Raw genomic sequence first — 16,103 nt, 5'->3', positions numbered from 1 at the left:
TAAGGTATCGCTTACGTGATGTTGGGGGAAGGAACGGCTGGCGGTGCCGTTTCATCCAGCTGTGCATTGCTGACCGGACGCATTGCTTGGTGAACGCGGCGGCCTGTCGTCGGTAACATTGCATCCTTGGGGGACTTGCAGGATATGTTCGGAATGACCAATAGCGGCACCCGTGCCCGCATCGAAGCGCTGGAAGCGATCTCGGCGAATATCATGATCGCCGACGACGCGCTCAACATCATCTATATGAACGGCGCCGTCCGTAACCTTCTCAAGGATGCGGAAAGCGATCTCAAGAAGGAATTGCCCGCCTTCGAATTCTCAAAACTGATCGGCAGCAATATCGACGTCTTCCACAAGAACCCGTCGCACCAGCGCAACATGCTGGCTGGTCTTCAGAAAACGCACAAGGCGACCATTCGGGTCGGCATTCATGCCTTCGACCTGATCGTGACGCCTCTGAAGCGCGGTTCGAAAAACGAGGGGTTCGTCGTCGAATGGGCCAATGCCAGGGAACGGCTGCAGAATCTGGATTTCCAGAACCAGATCGAAGCCATCAGCCGCGTCCAGGCGGTCATCGAATTCTCCCCCGACGGCGCGGTGCTCACGGCCAACGACAACTTCCTCAATGCCCTCGGCTATACGATCGACGAGATCAGGGGCAGGCATCACAGCATGTTTGTCGAGCCCGACTACGCCGCGAGCCCGCAATATCAGGAATTCTGGAAAGCGCTCAGAAGCGGCAAATTCCAGGTGGACGAATTCCTGCGCATCGGCAAGAACGGCAGGAAGGTGGTGATCAATGCGTCCTACAATCCGATCTTCGACGAGAAAGGCAATGTCGCCAAGGTCGTGAAGTTCGCGACGGATGTCACCGAGCGCGTCCATGCCGTCAATACGATCGGCGACGGCCTCAACAAGCTTGCCTCCGGCAATCTCGCCTTCCGGATCGAGCAGCCTTTCGGCGCTGATTTCGAAAGCCTGCGCAACAATTTCAACGATGCAGTCACGCAGCTTGCCGATGCGCTCGGTTCAGTTTCCCGGGCGACCGGGCAGATCGATGCCGGCAGCCGCGAGATCAGCCGCAGCGCACAGGATCTGTCGAAACGTACCGAACAGCAGGCCGCCTCGCTCGAGGAGACCGCCGCAGCACTGGACGAGATCACGGTCAACGTCAAGAACGCATCCGCGCGGGCGGAAGAGGCGCGCCACGCAGCAGCGACCGCCAATTCCAGCGCCGTCCATTCCGGCACGGTCGTCGCCGATGCAATGAGTGCCATGGCGCGCATCGAGCAGTCGTCCAACCAGATTTCCAGCATTNCCGCCAATTCCAGCGCCGTCCATTCCGGCACGGTCGTCGCCGATGCAATGAGTGCCATGGCGCGCATCGAGCAGTCGTCCAACCAGATTTCCAGCATTATCGGCGTGATCGACGAGATCGCCTTCCAGACCAACCTTCTGGCGCTCAATGCAGGCGTCGAGGCGGCTAGAGCGGGCGAGGCCGGCAAGGGCTTCGCCGTCGTCGCGCAGGAGGTGCGGGAACTCGCCCAGCGTTCGGCGCAGGCTGCCAAGGAAATCAAGGACCTGATCAGCAAATCCTCCGAGGAGGTGAAGAGCGGCGTGACGCTCGTCAGCGAAACGGGCGAGGCGCTCCGCACCATTCAGGGCAATATCCTCACGGTCAACCAGCACATGGAAGCGATCGCCAACGCCTCCCGAGAACAAGCGACCGGCCTTTCCGAAGTCAACACGGCCGTCAACCAGATGGACCAGATGACCCAGCAGAATGCTGCGATGGTCGAGGAAAGCACCGCCGCCAGCGCGGCGCTCAGCCGGGAAACGGATAGCCTTCGCCAACTCGTCTCCCGCTTCGAACTCGGGGCGACGTTTGCGCAAACCGGCGCCGGCCCGGCGAGCTGGTCGTCGCGATCCGATCGGGCATCGGCCGAACAACCTCGCTCTGTCTCCCGCCCGGCCGTCATGACCCGGGGCAACACCGCCCTGAAGACCGACGACTGGCAGGAGTTCTGACCCCGGCGACCGCTTCGCTGCCCGTCGCGGAGTTCCCCCCTTTAACTTCCTCAACAACGTGTTGGGGAAGTTATTAAGGTCCCGGCAGAGGGATGACGAGGCCGCACTTCGCGCTCTACCTTTTCCAGACGGCAAGACACCATCCAGCCCTTCACCATCCTCCACGCTTTCCCACAAAATCCCCGCCCCGATCTTCCATGCCTGCAATCGCCCCGTTCGCTCGCGGATGGACCCGGTGTGCATGTCCGGCGAGGCGAGGCACCGTGGTCCGGCGTCCAGCGATGAAAATCGCAGCCCGATGGACGGAAAATCCTGCCTCCGGAGCAGAGGGGCCGAAGTCGCGGGCATGACCACCGAACGGGGGTGGAATACCCATTCGCCTCCCCCGGTCAGGGGAGGCGGCGTTCCCGGGGCGCTTCAATCGATGCACAGTCAATAAAAGAAATTACTTATTAATCTTGCATTCATATTCGAAATCATGAAATGGCACTGCGCGATCAGCCCGCTCGTCGGTCGGGGCCGGGATATCCTAAAGGGGAAGCCGTCGGCGGCTGGGATGCAACGAACAGAACCAGTTCCAGAAGGAAAGCAGAATGAACCATATCGCGAAAATTGCGGCTTGTGCGGCGGCCCTTGCCATTGTCGCGTCGATACCGGTCGGCGGCAGTCTCGGCACGATCTCCCCGGCCTTCGCCGGCAACGGCAATGGCGGCGGCAATGGAGGCGGAAACGGCGGTGGCAACGGGGGCAACAACGGGGGCGGCAAAGACAACAGCAACCGCTCCGAAAAGGCCGCGGACAAGAACACGAAAAGCGCCGACAAGACGAAGGCTCCGAAGACCGGCACCGAGGTCGATCTCGGACCGCTCAACGCCGCGCATGCATCGCCGACCGCCCGGCTGAACGCAGCGCCGAACTCGGCTGTCGGCAAGATCGCAGCCTATGAGCAGGCCCGTGCCGCCGCCCTTGAACTCACCGATCCGGCAGCCCAGGACGCGGCTCTTCAGACCGCGGTCGACAACCTCGAAACCGCTTTCGGTCGCACTTTCAGCGCCGAGCAAATCGAAGCGCTGAACTCCCTGCTTGACGCAGGCTGACGGCGAATAGCCCTTTCCCTCAGGAGAAGTTTCCGACTTCGGACGGCGCAGGCAAACCCTGCGCCATTCTCACATCATCGCCACATATTTCGGCAATTCGGCCATGCGCGGCACGACGATCAGCGTCTTGACCTCGCCGCGCTTGAAGGCCTTGAGGAAGCGGTTGTAATCCTCGAACACCACGCAGCCGGACGAGTCGCCGCGGGTGCGCAGCAGGTAGGTGTGGGTCAGGAAGCCGTCGCGACCGTACATCTTCGCATCGCCGACAGGGGTCATACGGATCGCCTCGATCCCGTGAAAGCGGGCTTCGCGCATGCGCAGGCTGTAGACATTCGGCGGAGTCGGGCCGCGGTTCTTGATATGCACGAAGCGGGGATCGTCACGCATATGGGCGCGGCCGGAATGGGCCTCGAGCTTCTCGCCGTTCGGCATGTGCACGATACCGGCCGAGATATCGTAAACGGCAACGCCGCGTCCCGGCAGCTTCGGTTTACGCGAAAAGAGCGAGGGACGATCCTCCTCGTCGTCCATGACGAGCGGGTTGCTGGGCTTGGCGTAGGCAAGTTCGACGGTCGCCGGCTTTTCCCTGAGAACCGCGGGCTTTGCCGGGGCCACGGCCGGCCTGCCGGGCTTTGCTGTCGGCATCGGGCCACCATCGGGCAGTTCCTCGTGATCGGCTTCGGCCGGTTCCGACAGGAGTTCAACGAAAGGTTCCTCGCGGGGGTCGGCGCCCAGCGGAACGACGTCCCTGGCCGGCATGGGGGCTGCATAAGCGAGGGCGGCTTCGCTCGCCGACGCGGCATTCGGCGCGACAGAGGCGGTGACCACCGGGTCGGTCATCTGCGCGGCATTGCGCTTTTCGGCCTCGGAGGCGGCGGCAAGCTTGAGCGCCGTGCGCGCGGCGACCGCAGTCGCAAGCTCCTGCCGCAGGCCATCCAGCGCCTGCGGATTGTCCCGATAATTGAAGCCCACGAGTTCCAGGCGATCGGACTTGTCGACCGGCGCAAGCGCCATCGAGGCCGGCAGCATGAGGATGCCGGCTTCGTCGCTATCCTCGATTGCCGCGGCAAGCCTCGCGCGCGCTTCTTCCATCGCTGCAAAATTGATGCGGTTCGCCTCGGCGTCTGCCTGCCTGGCGGACTTGCGGTCGGCCCGTGGCGCAGGAACGGGCAAGAGCCGGGCGCTCTCAGCGCGAATGGCCGATGTCGAGGACGTGCCGGACGAAAACATCTGAACTGTAGCGATTGCCACTGTGGCCCAGAGTCCGAGCGCGACACCGACGCCGATGGTCATCGGTGTTGCCCAGGCCTTCGGCCCCGGCGACTTACGGTTCGATGCACGGGGAGCGTTCATGCGGGACGCAATGCCACGCGAAACTGACTTGCTCGAGGACGCCATACTCTTACTCGCTACCAGAAGCCTCTCGTCGCCGGCGGTCGTCATGGCACGCGCAGCGCTACACATCCCGGACGGGAGACCGTCGCCTTTTCCTGCGGCCGTCCCGATCCCTGCCGGACATGCTAAACAATGAAGAAACTTGGTAACCAAGAGGTTTACGGCACGCGATTTGTTGTTGCATGCCGCATGGGGCAGGAAGATGGCGGTCGTCCGCCACCTCCAGCTCCGATCGTCGGGAACAGCGGAGCCCTATCAGACGGAGCGCGTCAGGCCGCCGTCGACGCGGATGTTCTGGCCGGTGATATAGCCGCCCCCCTCGGAGGCGAGGAAGGCGACGGTCGCGGCGATCTCGTCGGCCTTGCCGTAGCGTTTCATCGGAACGCTCTCGCGGCGTTCTTCGGTGCCCGGCAGGCTGTCGATCCAGCCCGGCAGGACGTTGTTCATGCGGACATTGTCGGCCGCATAGGTGTCGGCGAAGATCTTGGTGAAGGCGGCAAGGCCGGCGCGGGCAACGGCGGAGGTCGGGAACATCGCACTCGGCTCGAAAGCCCAGGCCGTCGAGATATTGATGATGACGCCCGATTTCTGCTTCTGCATGACCGGCGTCACCAGTCGGGTCGGGCGGACGACATTGAGCAAGTAGGTGTCGATGCCCTTGTGCCAGTCCTCGTCGCTAATCTCGAGAATCTGCGCGCGCGGACCGTGGCCGGCGCTGTTGACCAGCACATCGATCCGGCTCCAGCGGGAAAGCGTCGCATCGACCAGGCGCTTCAGGTCGTCATTGGACTGGTTGGAACCGGTCACACCGAGACCGCCGAGTTCCTGAGCCAGGGCCTCGCCCTTGCCCGAGGAGGACAGGATCGCGACCTTGAAACCGTCGGCGGCGAGCCTTCTGGCGGCGGCGGCTCCCATGCCGCTTCCGCCGGCGGTGATGATTGCGACTTTGTCCGACATGGTAATCTCCCTGCATCTTTCCGTGCGGGAGAATTTCGATATTTGCCCGGAAAGTCGAGTCAGAAAAGACGAAGGGCGATCAAGCAAAGCGAAAGGCCGGCAAGGCTTTCGCCCTACCGGCCGCATGGAACGAATGTCGGCGATGACTTACCAGGAGCGAACGTCGAGGACCTTGTCCTTATGCGCCGGATGGGTGGAGAAGATGAAGATACGGTCGAGTTCCTTCTGGCTCAGGAGGCGCAGGAAGCGGATCTCGGCGGTATTGTTGGCGAAGACCTTCATCAGCAGGCAGCCGATCTTGCTGATGCGCGCATCGGGAATGTCGAGATAGAACTGCTGCGGAAGGTTGTACTGGGTCAGAAGGCTGATGACCGCGCCCGACACCGAGATACGGATGATGTCACAACGGCGGGCCGCCATGTGCATCACGCCCTTCTCCGTGTATTCGATGCGCGCGGCATTCATCGTGTCCTCCATCGGAAACCGCGCTTCGCGGTCATACATGAAGGATTCTTCTCGCTTGAGGTAATTGGCTCGCATTTCCGTCCCGCCTGCATTTTCGGTTCTTGTTGAGCGAAATCTAGCAGCCGGAATTTAACAGAAGGTATTAAGAAAGGGCCGGAGTTAGCCCTGGAAGGGGTTCCGTCGCCGGCAGGGCAAACGGAACCTTACCTTCATCAGCCTCATTTTCGATAAGTGTGACCGTCCGCGTTAAACAAATGCAATTTCATGCGGTCGGCCGCGAAACGTAGGCGGTCACCCTTGGAGATCGCCACCGTGCCCGGCAGCTTGACGGTAATCGGCTCGTCCTCGACCGGGCCGTCGGCATAGATCAGCGTGACCTCGCCCAGCTGCTCGACGATGGAGACAGTGCCTTCGAAGAGATAGTCGTCACCGGTGACGATCGACAGATCCTCCGGCCGAACGCCGAAACTTGCCTTCTTGCCGGCATCGGCCTCAGGCGTGGCGATGTCGACGGAAACCGAGGTGCCATCGAGCAGGGTTATCGTCGTCCGGCTGCCGCCGCTTGCGATCGTCGCGGGCATGATGTTCATCGCCGGGGAGCCGATGAAACGGGCGACGAACAGATTGGCCGGACGGTCGTAAAGCTCGAGCGGCGGGCCGACCTGCTCGATGCGGCCAGCCGAAAGCACGACGATACGGTCGGCAAGCGTCATCGCCTCGACCTGATCGTGGGTGACGTAGATCATCGTGGTATCCGGCATTGACTCGTTCAGCTTGGCGATTTCGATGCGGGTCGCAACACGCAGCGCCGCATCGAGGTTCGACAAGGGCTCGTCGAAGAGGAAGACCTTCGGATTGCGGCAGATCGCGCGGCCGATTGCCACGCGCTGCCGCTGGCCACCGGAAAGCGCCTTCGGCAACCGGTCCAGATAGGGCGTCAGTTGCAGGATTTCCGCCGCGTTCTTCACGCGGCGCTCGATCTCCTCGCGGCTTTCACCGGCGATCCGCATGCCGAAGGCCATATTGTCGTAAACCGTCATATGCGGGTAGAGCGCATAGGACTGGAAGACCATGGCGATGCCGCGCCTGGAGGGCGGTACGTCGTTGACGACCTGTCCGTCGATAATCATCTCACCGCTGGTGATATCCTCCAGCCCGGCAATCATGCGCAGCAGCGTGGATTTGCCACAGCCGGAAGGACCGACGAAGACGACGAATTCGCCTTCCGCGATCTCCAGATCGATGCCGTGCAGAACCTTCACCTGCCCGTAGGTCTTGCGGATGTCCTTCAGAACGAGGCCCGTCATTGTCTTCCTCCCCAATCAGGCCCGGCGGGCGAAATATGCGCCCCAGGCCGGAAGTTCTATCCTGTTGTCCTTGACCATGCTCGTAAAGCCATGCCCCTCCAGAGGCTGCCATGCGCCGACCGGAAGTCCGGCCGAGGCAGGGGCGGCGCTCATGTTGAAGACGCAAAGCAGCGTCTCGTTGCCAAGCGTGCGGCTGTAGATGAGGACATTGCCCTCCTCCGGATAAAAGACGATATCGCCCTTGGCGAAAGCTGGATGCTGCCGGCGGAAGGCAAGAAACCGCCGGTATTGCTCGAGCACCGAATCCTCCCTGCCCTGCTGCGTGTCGACGGCCTTGATTACATGTTCGACCGGGATGGGGAGCCAGGTCTTTTCGGAGGTCGAAAAGCCCGCCTTGACGGCATGGTTGTCCCAGACCATCGGCGTGCGGCAGCCGTCACGCCCCTTGAATTCCGGCCAGAACTGAATGCCGTAGGGGTCCTGAAGATCCTCGAAAGCGATATCGGCTTCGGTGAGGCCCAGCTCCTCGCCCTCGTAGATGCAGGCCGAGCCGCGCTGGGTCAAAAGGATTGCGGCGAGTTGCTTGGCGAAGGCGTCGCGATCGACGACATCCGCCCCCCAGCGAGAGACATGGCGCACGACATCGTGGTTGGAGAAGGCCCAGCACGCCCAGCCTTCCGGTGCCGCCTTGGCGAAGGCCTGCTGCACCTCGGCGACGCGCGCCGGCGTCAGCGGATCGGGCGCCAGGAATTCGAAGGCGTAGCACATCTGCATCTTGTCGTTGCCGGAGGTGTATTCACCGACGATTTCCAGACCGCGCTGGCTGTCGCCGACCTCACCGACGGCGGCAATTGCCGGAAACTCCTCGAGCACGGCGCGGAAGCGCTTCAGGAACTCCAGGTTTTCCGGGCGGTTCTTGTCGTAGAGATGCTCCTGGAAATTATAGGGATTGACCGCCGGCGCGGTGGACGCATTGCGGCGTTCCGGCGCGAGCGCCGGGTTGTCGCGCAACAGCTTGTCATGGAAATAGAAGTTGATGGTATCGAGACGGAAGCCATCCACGCCACGCTTCAACCAGAAGCGCACCGCATCCAGCACGGCATCCTGAACCTCGGGATTATGCATATTGAGGTCCGGCTGGGAGGTCAGGAAGTTGTGCATGTAATACTGCATGCGGGTCGGGTCCCACTGCCACGCGGAACCGCCGAAGATCGACAGCCAGTTGTTGGGCGGCGTGCCGTCCGGCTTGGCATCGGACCAAACATACCAGTCCGAACGCGGATTGCTCTTGCTCGACCGGCTCTCGACGAACCAGGGATGCTGATCGGACGTGTGGGAAATCACGAGGTCGATCATGACGCGGATACCCAGGCGATGGGCCTCCGCGATCAGGCCGTCGAAATCGGCGAGCGTGCCGAACATCGGATCGACATCGACATAGTTGGAGACGTCGTAACCGAAATCCTTCATCGGCGAAGTGAAGAAGGGCGAGATCCAGATCGCGTCGGCGCCGAGATCCGCAACATGCGACAGGCGGGCGGTAATGCCCTTGAGGTCGCCGATGCCGTCACCGTTGGAATCCTGAAAGGAACGGGGATAGATCTGGTAGATCACGGCACCGCGCCACCAGTCCTTGTCGGGAGAAAGGGGCGATTGCATTTCAGCGGTCATGCTCTTTCCTTATGCAAAAACAACGTGTTCGAATTTCAAAGCAGCCGCGTCAGCCACCCTTCACCGAGCCCGCCAGCAGGCCGCGCACGAGGTAGCGCTGGAGCGCGAAAAAGACGATCAGCGGCACGATGATGGTGATGAAGGCCGAGGCCGTGAGGATTTCCCACTTGCCGCCGCGCGAGCCGAGAAGATTGACGAGCCGGCCGGTCAGGACCAGTTCGTCATTGCCGGTTCCGAGGAAGACCATGGCGACCAGCAGATCGTTCCAGGTCCAGAGGAACTGGAAAATGGCGAAGGAAGCGAGCGCCGGATAGGAAAGCGGCAACACGATTTTCGTGAAGATGGTGAAATCGGATGCGCCGTCGACACGGGCCGATTCCATGATTTCCCGCGGCAGGCCGGCGATGTAGTTGCGCAGCAGATAGATGGCGAGCGGCAGACCGAAACCCATATGGGCGAGCCATATGCCGAGATAGGTCTTGGACGGCACCCCGAACGCCGAGCCGATCCCGTTATACATCTTCAACAGCGGGATGAGCGACATCTGCAGCGGCACGACCAGCAGGCCGACGATGACGGCGAGGATGAGCGACCTGCCGGGAAACCGCATCCAGGCAAGGGCGTAGGCCGCAAAGGCCGCGACCAGGATCGGGATGATGGTGGCGGGTATGGCGACCGTCAGCGAGTTGATGAAGGATTGCCCGATGCCTTCCGCCGTCAGGACGTTGCGATAGTTCTCAAGCGTGAAGCGCGGCGGAATGGCGGCCGTGTAGAAGATGCGCTGGCCGCGGCTTCCCTCGAAAGCCTTCGGCGAGACCAGGCGGAAATCGCCGTTCTCCTCGACCGTCAGCTTGACGCCGTCCTTCAGATCGGCGGTGGAACCGGCCGTGAAGGCCGCCGGCTCCTGGCTCGAGCTGCCGAAGGCGCTGACCGTTCCCTGACCACCTTCGAAGACATTGCCGGATATGACGAAAGCGCCGTTTTCCTTGACCTGCTTTTCCGGCCCCGGAGCGCGATAAATAGCGTTCTGGGTGGAGGTCGAAAGCGCCGTCCACCAGCCTGAGGCGACGATCTGGTCCTTGTCGCGGATGGCGGAGATAAACAGGCCGGCCGTCGGCAGAGTCCAGAGCACGACAAGGAAAAGAACGGAAAGATGAACGGCCCACGTCAGCGGCGAGCGAACACTGCCTTTATGCATCTCAGCGTCCTTCCATTTCCCGGCGGGCGTTGCGGATGTTCCAGATCATGATCGGCACCACCATGACCATGATGACGACGGCGATCGAAGCGCCGCGGCCGAAATCGCCGCCGCCGCGGAACATCCAGTCGAACATCAGGTTGGCGAGAACCTGCGTCTGCCATTGGCCATTGGTCATGGCGAGCACGATATCGAAGACCTTCAGCACGAGGATGGTGATCGTGGTCCACACCACGGCAATGGTGCCCCAGATCTGCGGCACCTTGATCTTGAGGAAGATCTGCCAGGGATTGGCGCCGTCGATCACGGCCGCTTCGATGGTTTCTTCCGGAATGCCGCGCAGCGCCGCCGACAGGAGAACCATGGCAAAACCGGTCTGAATCCAGATCAGGATGACCATCAGGAAGAAGTTGTTCCAGAAGGGCAGCGTGATCCAGATCTGCGGCTCGCCGCCCAAAGCCACGACGATGGCGTTCAGGATGCCGATCTGCTCGGAACCGGCATCACGGTAGTCATAGACGAACTTCCAGATGACGGACGCGCCGACGAAGGAGATCGCCATCGGCATGAAGATCAGCGATTTGGCGATATTGCCCCACCAGATACGGTCGGTGAGCGCCGCGATGATGAGGCCGAACAGGGTGGAGGCCGCCGGGACGACGATCAACCACAGGATGTTGTTGAAGATCGACTGGCGGAATTCGGCATCGTTGAGCATCCAGCGATAGTTGGCAAGGCCGACAAAGCTGGTGCCGGAGCGGTCGAACAGCGAATAGGCCACCGATGAAAATACCGGATAGACCAGGTAGATAGACAGCGACACAATGGCCGGCCCGAGGAACAGCCAGGGGCGGATCAGGCTGGCGCGGCGGATATTGCGCGACGCCCGCGCCGTGTCGGCAAGCCGCGGCGGCAGGATCAGGTCGAGCAGCAGGTTCGAGCCATAGAAATAGCCGATCGCACCGGCAATCCCGATCACGATGGTCAGCAGCGCATAGAATAACTGTTGCAAGGCATCCCCTCCCAGCAGCGGCAAAGCTGCCGATGCCGCCGTAACCGGCGACATCGGCACGGCTCTTGTGACGGTTACTTCAGGCCGTCCCAGGCCTTCTGGATATCGGCAGCGACATCGGCCGCGGATTTGCCGCCGGTGTAGTCGACCATGCCGGTCCAGAAGGCGCCGGCACCGATCTTGCCGGGCATCAGGTCGGAGCCGTCGAAGCGGAAGGTGGTGGCACTCAGCAGAATATCGCCCTGTTTCTTCATCGGACCGTTGGCATAAGCCTCCTTGTTGGCCGCCTTGTAAGGCGTCAGGAAGCTCGACTGGGCCATCCAGACCTCATGGGCGATCGGCGTCTTCAGGAAATCGATGAAGGCGCGGGCGGCCGGTGTGTCCTTGGTAATCATGGCGAGCGTGCCGGCACCGAGAACCGGATTGCCGAGATCCTTCTTGCTGTCATAGGGCGGCATGTAGAAGAAATCCGCATCCTGCCCGACCACGGTGCCTTCCGGGAAGAAGGACGGAATGAAGGAGGCCTGGTGATGCAGGTAGCACTTCGGCGGCGAAGCGAAGAGACCTTTCGGGCTGTCGCGGAAATCGGTGGAGGCGACACCGGCCGCGCCGCCATCGACGAACTTGTCGTTTCTCGCGAACCAGCCGAATTCCTCGATCGCGCCGACGACGGCCGGATCGTTGAACTTGATCTCGTTCGATACCCACTTGTCGTAGACATCGGCGGGCTGGGTGCGCAGCATAAGATCCTCAACCCAGTCGGTCGCCGGCCAGCCCGTGGCGCCGCCGGAACCGAGACCGATGCACCAGGGAGTGCCGCCATCGGCGACGATCTTCTCGGTCAGCGCCTTCAGTTCCTCCATGGTCTTGGGAACCTCGTAACCGGCATCCTCGAAGTTTTCCGGCACGTACCAGACCAGCGACTTCACGTCGATCTTGTAGGGGAAGGCATAGATGGCGGCCTTGCCGTCCTTGCCCTTATAGGTGGAGAGGTCCACCCAGGACTGGCCGGCGGCGTAATTCTGCAGCAGCCAGTCCTTGTTCTCATCGCCGAGCGGCACGAGATGGCCCTTGGCGGCGAGATCGGCGATAAGGCCCGGCTGCGGCAGGATGGCAACATCCGGCGGGCTGCCCGCCTGGGTGTCGATGACGATCTGCTGCTCGTAATTTTCGGAGGAGGAGTATTTCACGTCGATGCCGGTGGCATCCTCGAAATAGGCCAGAACGCTTTCGAAGAGAGCCTGGTCCTCACCACGCCAAGGGCCGAAGATCGTCACCGACTGGCCGGACATGGCATGCGACTTCTTGAATTCCTCGAGGCTCGCCCAGTTGAATTTCGCATCCTCGCCCGGCTTGAACTTCAAATCCGCAGCGCCCGCAGCACCTGCAAGGAGCGCGGCAGCGGCGACGGTCATCAAAAATGTCTTCTTCATGTGAATTACCTCCCTCCACACAACCGACGAACAAACGTCGTTCTTCTTCCATGGCTCTTTTCAAAGCGCTTTGGCAGTAAAGTCATCCCACTGACGGCAAAGTGAAGTCAAGCACATTTCGATAGTTGCCGCAAATCGACGCAACTTGCCGCATGCAAAATGTTCAATTGCGACAGAATTCGACATTTTCCTGTTTCGGCACCCGGACGGGACTGCTAGAAAATAAAAGCGCTTTGGGCGGCCGGCGGCGGAAAGCACCGGATGAGGGCAGGCGCGGCAGGGAGGGACTGCATACCGTGAATCTGAAACAACTGTCCGAGCTTCTCGGCCTGTCGCAAACGACGATCAGCCGCGCGATCAACGGTTATCCGGAAGTCAACGAGGAAACGCGGCAGCGCGTGCTCAAGGCAGCGCAGGAAACCGGCTACCGGCCGAACCGGGCGGCGCAGCGCCTCGCGACCGGCAAGGCCGGCTCGATCGGGCTGGTGATGCCGACGGCTCCCGGGCACTATTCCGACGTCCATTTCGGCGAATTCCAGAGCGGCCTCGCAGAAGAAGCGCTGCGCCACGATTTCCACTTCGTCATCATGCCGTCCCATCCGCGCGACGAAGAGCAGGCCATCCGCTGGCTGGTGGCGAGCGGCAGTGTCGACGGCTATTATCTTGCCTATATGCGAGAGAGGGACCCGCGCATCGCCATGGCGAAATCGCTGGCGATACCGTTCATCGTGCATGGCCGCTCCTTTGGCCTCGATACCGACTATCCCTATCTCGACGTCGACAACGAAGGCGCTTTCCGGGATGCCGCCCGCCTCCTGCTGCAACTTGGACATCGCCGCTTCGCCCTTCTCAACGGTCCGGAAGATCTGGATTTTGCCCTGCGCCGCAAGCTCGGCACGATCGCGGCGCTGCAGGAAAAGGGGCTGACGCTTGCGCCTTCCCACATCCGCCATTCGGTCATGACCGACGAATTCGGCTATCGCGGCATGGCGGAACTGCTGCAACTGCCGGAACGGCCTACCGCGGTGCTTTGCGCCAGCACGGTGCTTGCGCTCGGCGCGGTCAGGGCGATCAACAAGGCGGGCCTGAAACTCGGCGAGGATATCTCGCTGATCGCCCATGACGACGTGCTGCCGCTCCTGAAACCGGAAAACTTCACCGTGCCGCTAACGACGACCCGGTCCTCGCTCCGGGCAGCGGGCATCCGCATCGCCCAGCGTCTGATCGCAGCGATCAACCGCATCGAACAGCAGCCGCCCGAGCACGAACTCTGGACCGCCGACCTGGTGATCCGCGCCTCGACCGGCCCGGCGCCGCAATAGCGCGCCGGATGCGGGAGCCTGCGCGAAATGCAGGCCCGCCGGCATTGGACCATGTCAGAACTTCGGCGCAGGCCGGCCGGCGGCGCGGGAGGCTGCGATCACCGTATTGGCCATCAGCATGGCGATGGTCATCGGACCGACGCCGCCCGGAACCGGGGAAATCGCGGCTGCAACCGGTGCGCATTGGGCGAAATCGACATCGCCGACCAGCTTGTTCCTGCCCTCGCCCTTTTCCGGTGCCGGCACGCGATTGATGCCGACATCGATCACGGTTGCGCCGGGCTTCACCCAGTCCGCCTTGACCATTTCCGCCCGGCCGACGGCAGCGACGAGGATATCGGCGCTGCGCGCAATGCCGGCGAGATCGCGGCTGCGGGAATGGGCGATCGTGACGGTGGCATTGGCGTTGAGCAACAGCTGCGCCATCGGCTTGCCGAAGAGGTTGGAGCGGCCGATCACCAGCGCATTTAGGCCGGAAAGATCGGCCCCATGGATCTGCCGCACAAGGATCATAGCACCGGCGGGCGTGCAAGAGACAAGCCCCGTATCCAGATCGCCCGTTGCAAGCTTGCCGGCATTGACGACGTGCAGGCCGTCGACGTCTTTTTCCGGTAGGATCGACTGGATGACCGCCTCGGAGTTCAGATGCTTCGGCAGCGGCAGCTGCACGAGGATGCCGTCGATGTCGGGATCGGCGTTGAGTTCCGCGACCAGCGCCATCAGTTCTTCCTGGCTGGTGGCCTCGGGAAGCGTGTGCTGCACGGACTTGAAGCCGCACTGCTTGGCCATCTTGCTCTTGGAGTTCACATAGGCGTGGCTCGCCGGATCGTCTCCAACGATCACAACGGCCAGGCCCGGCCTGCGGCCCGCCTCGGTCTCGAGTCTTTCGGCAGCAGCCTTCACCGCTGCGACAACCGATGCGGCTGCCTGCTTGCCATCAATCACCGTCGTCACGATAGCACCCTCTCGCTTGCTTCCTGGCCAATCCAGAGCCCGACCCTAAGGCAAAGAAAGCGGGCCGGATTTGCCTGTCTCCGCCCTATGCTGTCAAAATTGGGCAATTTGCAAGAGGCAGCGGCGGCAAGGCTGCTATGCCTTGGTGCCGCCGGCGGGATGGCGGCGGCCGGAGCCGCCCGGCAGATCCTTGCGTTCGGACAGTTTATGGCGGAGCACATGGTAGAGGAAGACGGGAATGCCGAGAATATAGCGGCGCCACAGGCGTTCCGGCTCCAGCCAGAGGCGATAGGCCCATTCGGCGCGGATACTGCGCAGCCAGGACGGCGCGCGCGGCACGCGACCGGACGCGAAATCAAAGAGCGCGCCGACACTCATGACGACACGGGCATGCTCCGGCCGGATGTTGCTGTCCACCCACTTTTCCTGAAGCGGCGTCCCCATGCCGACGAGCAGGATGTCGAGTTCGGCGGCGTCAAGAGCGGCAAGCACCTCGGTGCAATCGCCCTTGTCGAAGAACCCGTCGGAAACCGAGATGAACCTGTGCCAGGGCGCGTGCCGCTGGAAACCCGCCGTCGCCGCCGCGAGAACCTCCGGCGAGCCGCCGATCAGGCCGATGCGCCGCGGGGTCACCATATAGGTCAAAAGCGCCGGAACGAAATCGGTGCCGTTCAGGTTCGCCACGAACTTCTCGCCGTTCAGCAGACGAGAGGCGATATCGAGGCCGACACCATCCGGCAGCACGATCGAGCGGCCAAGAACCTCGCGGAATTCCTTGTCCGCCAGCATGATATTGGCATTGTTGGCGTTGAGGAAGGTGACATGGGCCTGACCTACCGGCAGGCTCGCGAGTTCATTGACGAAGGAAAGGGCACCGTCCCAGTTGAGGTCGTAAACGGAGCAGCCGAAGATCGGCAGGCGGGGCGCCAGAAGAGCGAAGGTCGGAGACGGATTCATGCCGGCCTCCCGCATCCTGCGGCGCAGGGCAGCACAGACTCGGGCAAGGCTGCACCGGCAAACGGAACCGCCAGCAAGCCCGGCAGGGATCGGATAGGGACGAATGACCGCATGACGCCACGCAATACGAGAAACGATGGCGCAGTCTTAGCAGGCACGGCTGAAAGCCACTTTAAACTTACCGTTAAGATTCGGGCTGCCGCGTTAACCCTTCTTTCATGGAGCCGGTCGCGATGTCTGCCCGCCCCGGGCCGGCGTCGCATGACAGGCTACGGGAAGTGGACGCGGGGTGCTGCTGCGTTCT

13 protein-coding genes are annotated in these 16,103 nt (G+C 62.1%); 3 read left to right on the top strand and 10 right to left on the bottom strand.

The features are described 5' to 3' along the window. Window positions 1-144: 144 nt before the first annotated feature. Complete coding sequence (locus J5N58_RS22815) at window positions 145-2,031, top strand: methyl-accepting chemotaxis protein (protein WP_244713215.1); 1,887 nt, start codon at window positions 145-147, stop codon at window positions 2,029-2,031. A 593-nt stretch (window positions 2,032-2,624) separates the two neighbouring features. Next, on the top strand, window positions 2,625-3,128 hold the full coding sequence (locus J5N58_RS22810; RefSeq protein ID WP_113442092.1) for a Holotricin-3 precursor: 504 nt from the start codon (window positions 2,625-2,627) through the stop codon (window positions 3,126-3,128). Between the two features lie 69 nt (window positions 3,129-3,197). Here J5N58_RS22810 and J5N58_RS22805 read toward each other — a convergent pair whose 3' ends face one another. The 8 genes from J5N58_RS22805 to J5N58_RS22770 all read right to left on the bottom strand — a co-directional run bounded on the left by J5N58_RS22805 (window position 3,198) and on the right by J5N58_RS22770 (window position 12,566). After that, on the bottom strand, window positions 3,198-4,481 hold the full coding sequence (locus tag J5N58_RS22805; RefSeq protein ID WP_244713214.1) for a DUF2778 domain-containing protein: 1,284 nt from the start codon (window positions 4,479-4,481) through the stop codon (window positions 3,198-3,200). 297 nt (window positions 4,482-4,778) lie between these two features. Continuing rightward, window positions 4,779-5,480 carry an SDR family oxidoreductase gene (locus J5N58_RS22800; protein WP_113437342.1) on the bottom strand — a complete coding sequence of 234 codons (702 nt, stop codon included), beginning with the start codon at window positions 5,478-5,480 and terminating at the stop codon, window positions 4,779-4,781. Window positions 5,481-5,627: 147 nt separating this feature from the next. After that, window positions 5,628-6,020 carry a hypothetical protein gene (locus J5N58_RS22795; RefSeq protein WP_112828414.1) on the bottom strand — a complete coding sequence of 131 codons (393 nt, stop codon included), beginning with the start codon at window positions 6,018-6,020 and terminating at the stop codon, window positions 5,628-5,630. A 143-nt stretch (window positions 6,021-6,163) separates the two neighbouring features. Continuing rightward, a complete protein-coding gene (locus J5N58_RS22790; RefSeq protein ID WP_113437341.1) occupies window positions 6,164-7,252 on the bottom strand; it encodes an ABC transporter ATP-binding protein in 1,089 nt (362 codons plus the stop codon). Window positions 7,253-7,267: 15 nt separating this feature from the next. Next, the gene (gene bglA / locus J5N58_RS22785; RefSeq protein WP_244713212.1) at window positions 7,268-8,923 is read right to left on the bottom strand and encodes a beta-galactosidase BglA; all 1,656 of its coding nucleotides are present in this window, start codon (window positions 8,921-8,923) and stop codon (window positions 7,268-7,270) included. Between the two features lie 49 nt (window positions 8,924-8,972). Beyond that, window positions 8,973-10,121 (bottom strand): carbohydrate ABC transporter permease, encoded by a 1,149-nt coding sequence (locus tag J5N58_RS22780; protein WP_113339683.1) that lies wholly within the window; start codon window positions 10,119-10,121, stop codon window positions 8,973-8,975. A 1-nt stretch (window position 10,122) separates the two neighbouring features. Then, window positions 10,123-11,133 (bottom strand): carbohydrate ABC transporter permease, encoded by a 1,011-nt coding sequence (locus J5N58_RS22775; protein WP_162748310.1) that lies wholly within the window; start codon window positions 11,131-11,133, stop codon window positions 10,123-10,125. Between the two features lie 74 nt (window positions 11,134-11,207). Further along, window positions 11,208-12,566, bottom strand: a complete 1,359-nt coding sequence (locus J5N58_RS22770; protein WP_113339681.1) for an ABC transporter substrate-binding protein — start codon at window positions 12,564-12,566, stop codon at window positions 11,208-11,210. 296 nt (window positions 12,567-12,862) lie between these two features. Between J5N58_RS22770 and J5N58_RS22765 the strand changes: the two genes are divergently transcribed. Continuing rightward, window positions 12,863-13,888 carry a LacI family DNA-binding transcriptional regulator gene (locus J5N58_RS22765; protein ID WP_244713211.1) on the top strand — a complete coding sequence of 342 codons (1,026 nt, stop codon included), beginning with the start codon at window positions 12,863-12,865 and terminating at the stop codon, window positions 13,886-13,888. A gap of 54 nt (window positions 13,889-13,942) precedes the next feature. On the opposite strand, the gene folD is transcribed toward J5N58_RS22765, so the two are convergent. Beyond that, window positions 13,943-14,842 carry a bifunctional methylenetetrahydrofolate dehydrogenase/methenyltetrahydrofolate cyclohydrolase FolD gene (gene folD / locus J5N58_RS22760; RefSeq protein ID WP_113442087.1) on the bottom strand — a complete coding sequence of 300 codons (900 nt, stop codon included), beginning with the start codon at window positions 14,840-14,842 and terminating at the stop codon, window positions 13,943-13,945. 135 nt (window positions 14,843-14,977) lie between these two features. Then, window positions 14,978-15,799: a WecB/TagA/CpsF family glycosyltransferase gene (locus tag J5N58_RS22755; RefSeq protein ID WP_113442086.1), complete on the bottom strand. Its 822-nt coding sequence runs from the start codon at window positions 15,797-15,799 to the stop codon at window positions 14,978-14,980. Window positions 15,800-16,103 lie beyond the last annotated feature (304 nt).

The organism is Paenirhizobium cremeum (genome assembly GCF_022884085.1).
In the GTDB taxonomy this organism is placed as follows: domain Bacteria; phylum Pseudomonadota; class Alphaproteobacteria; order Rhizobiales; family Rhizobiaceae; genus Allorhizobium; species Allorhizobium cremeum.
This window is presented reverse-complemented; position numbering and strand designations above follow the sequence as displayed.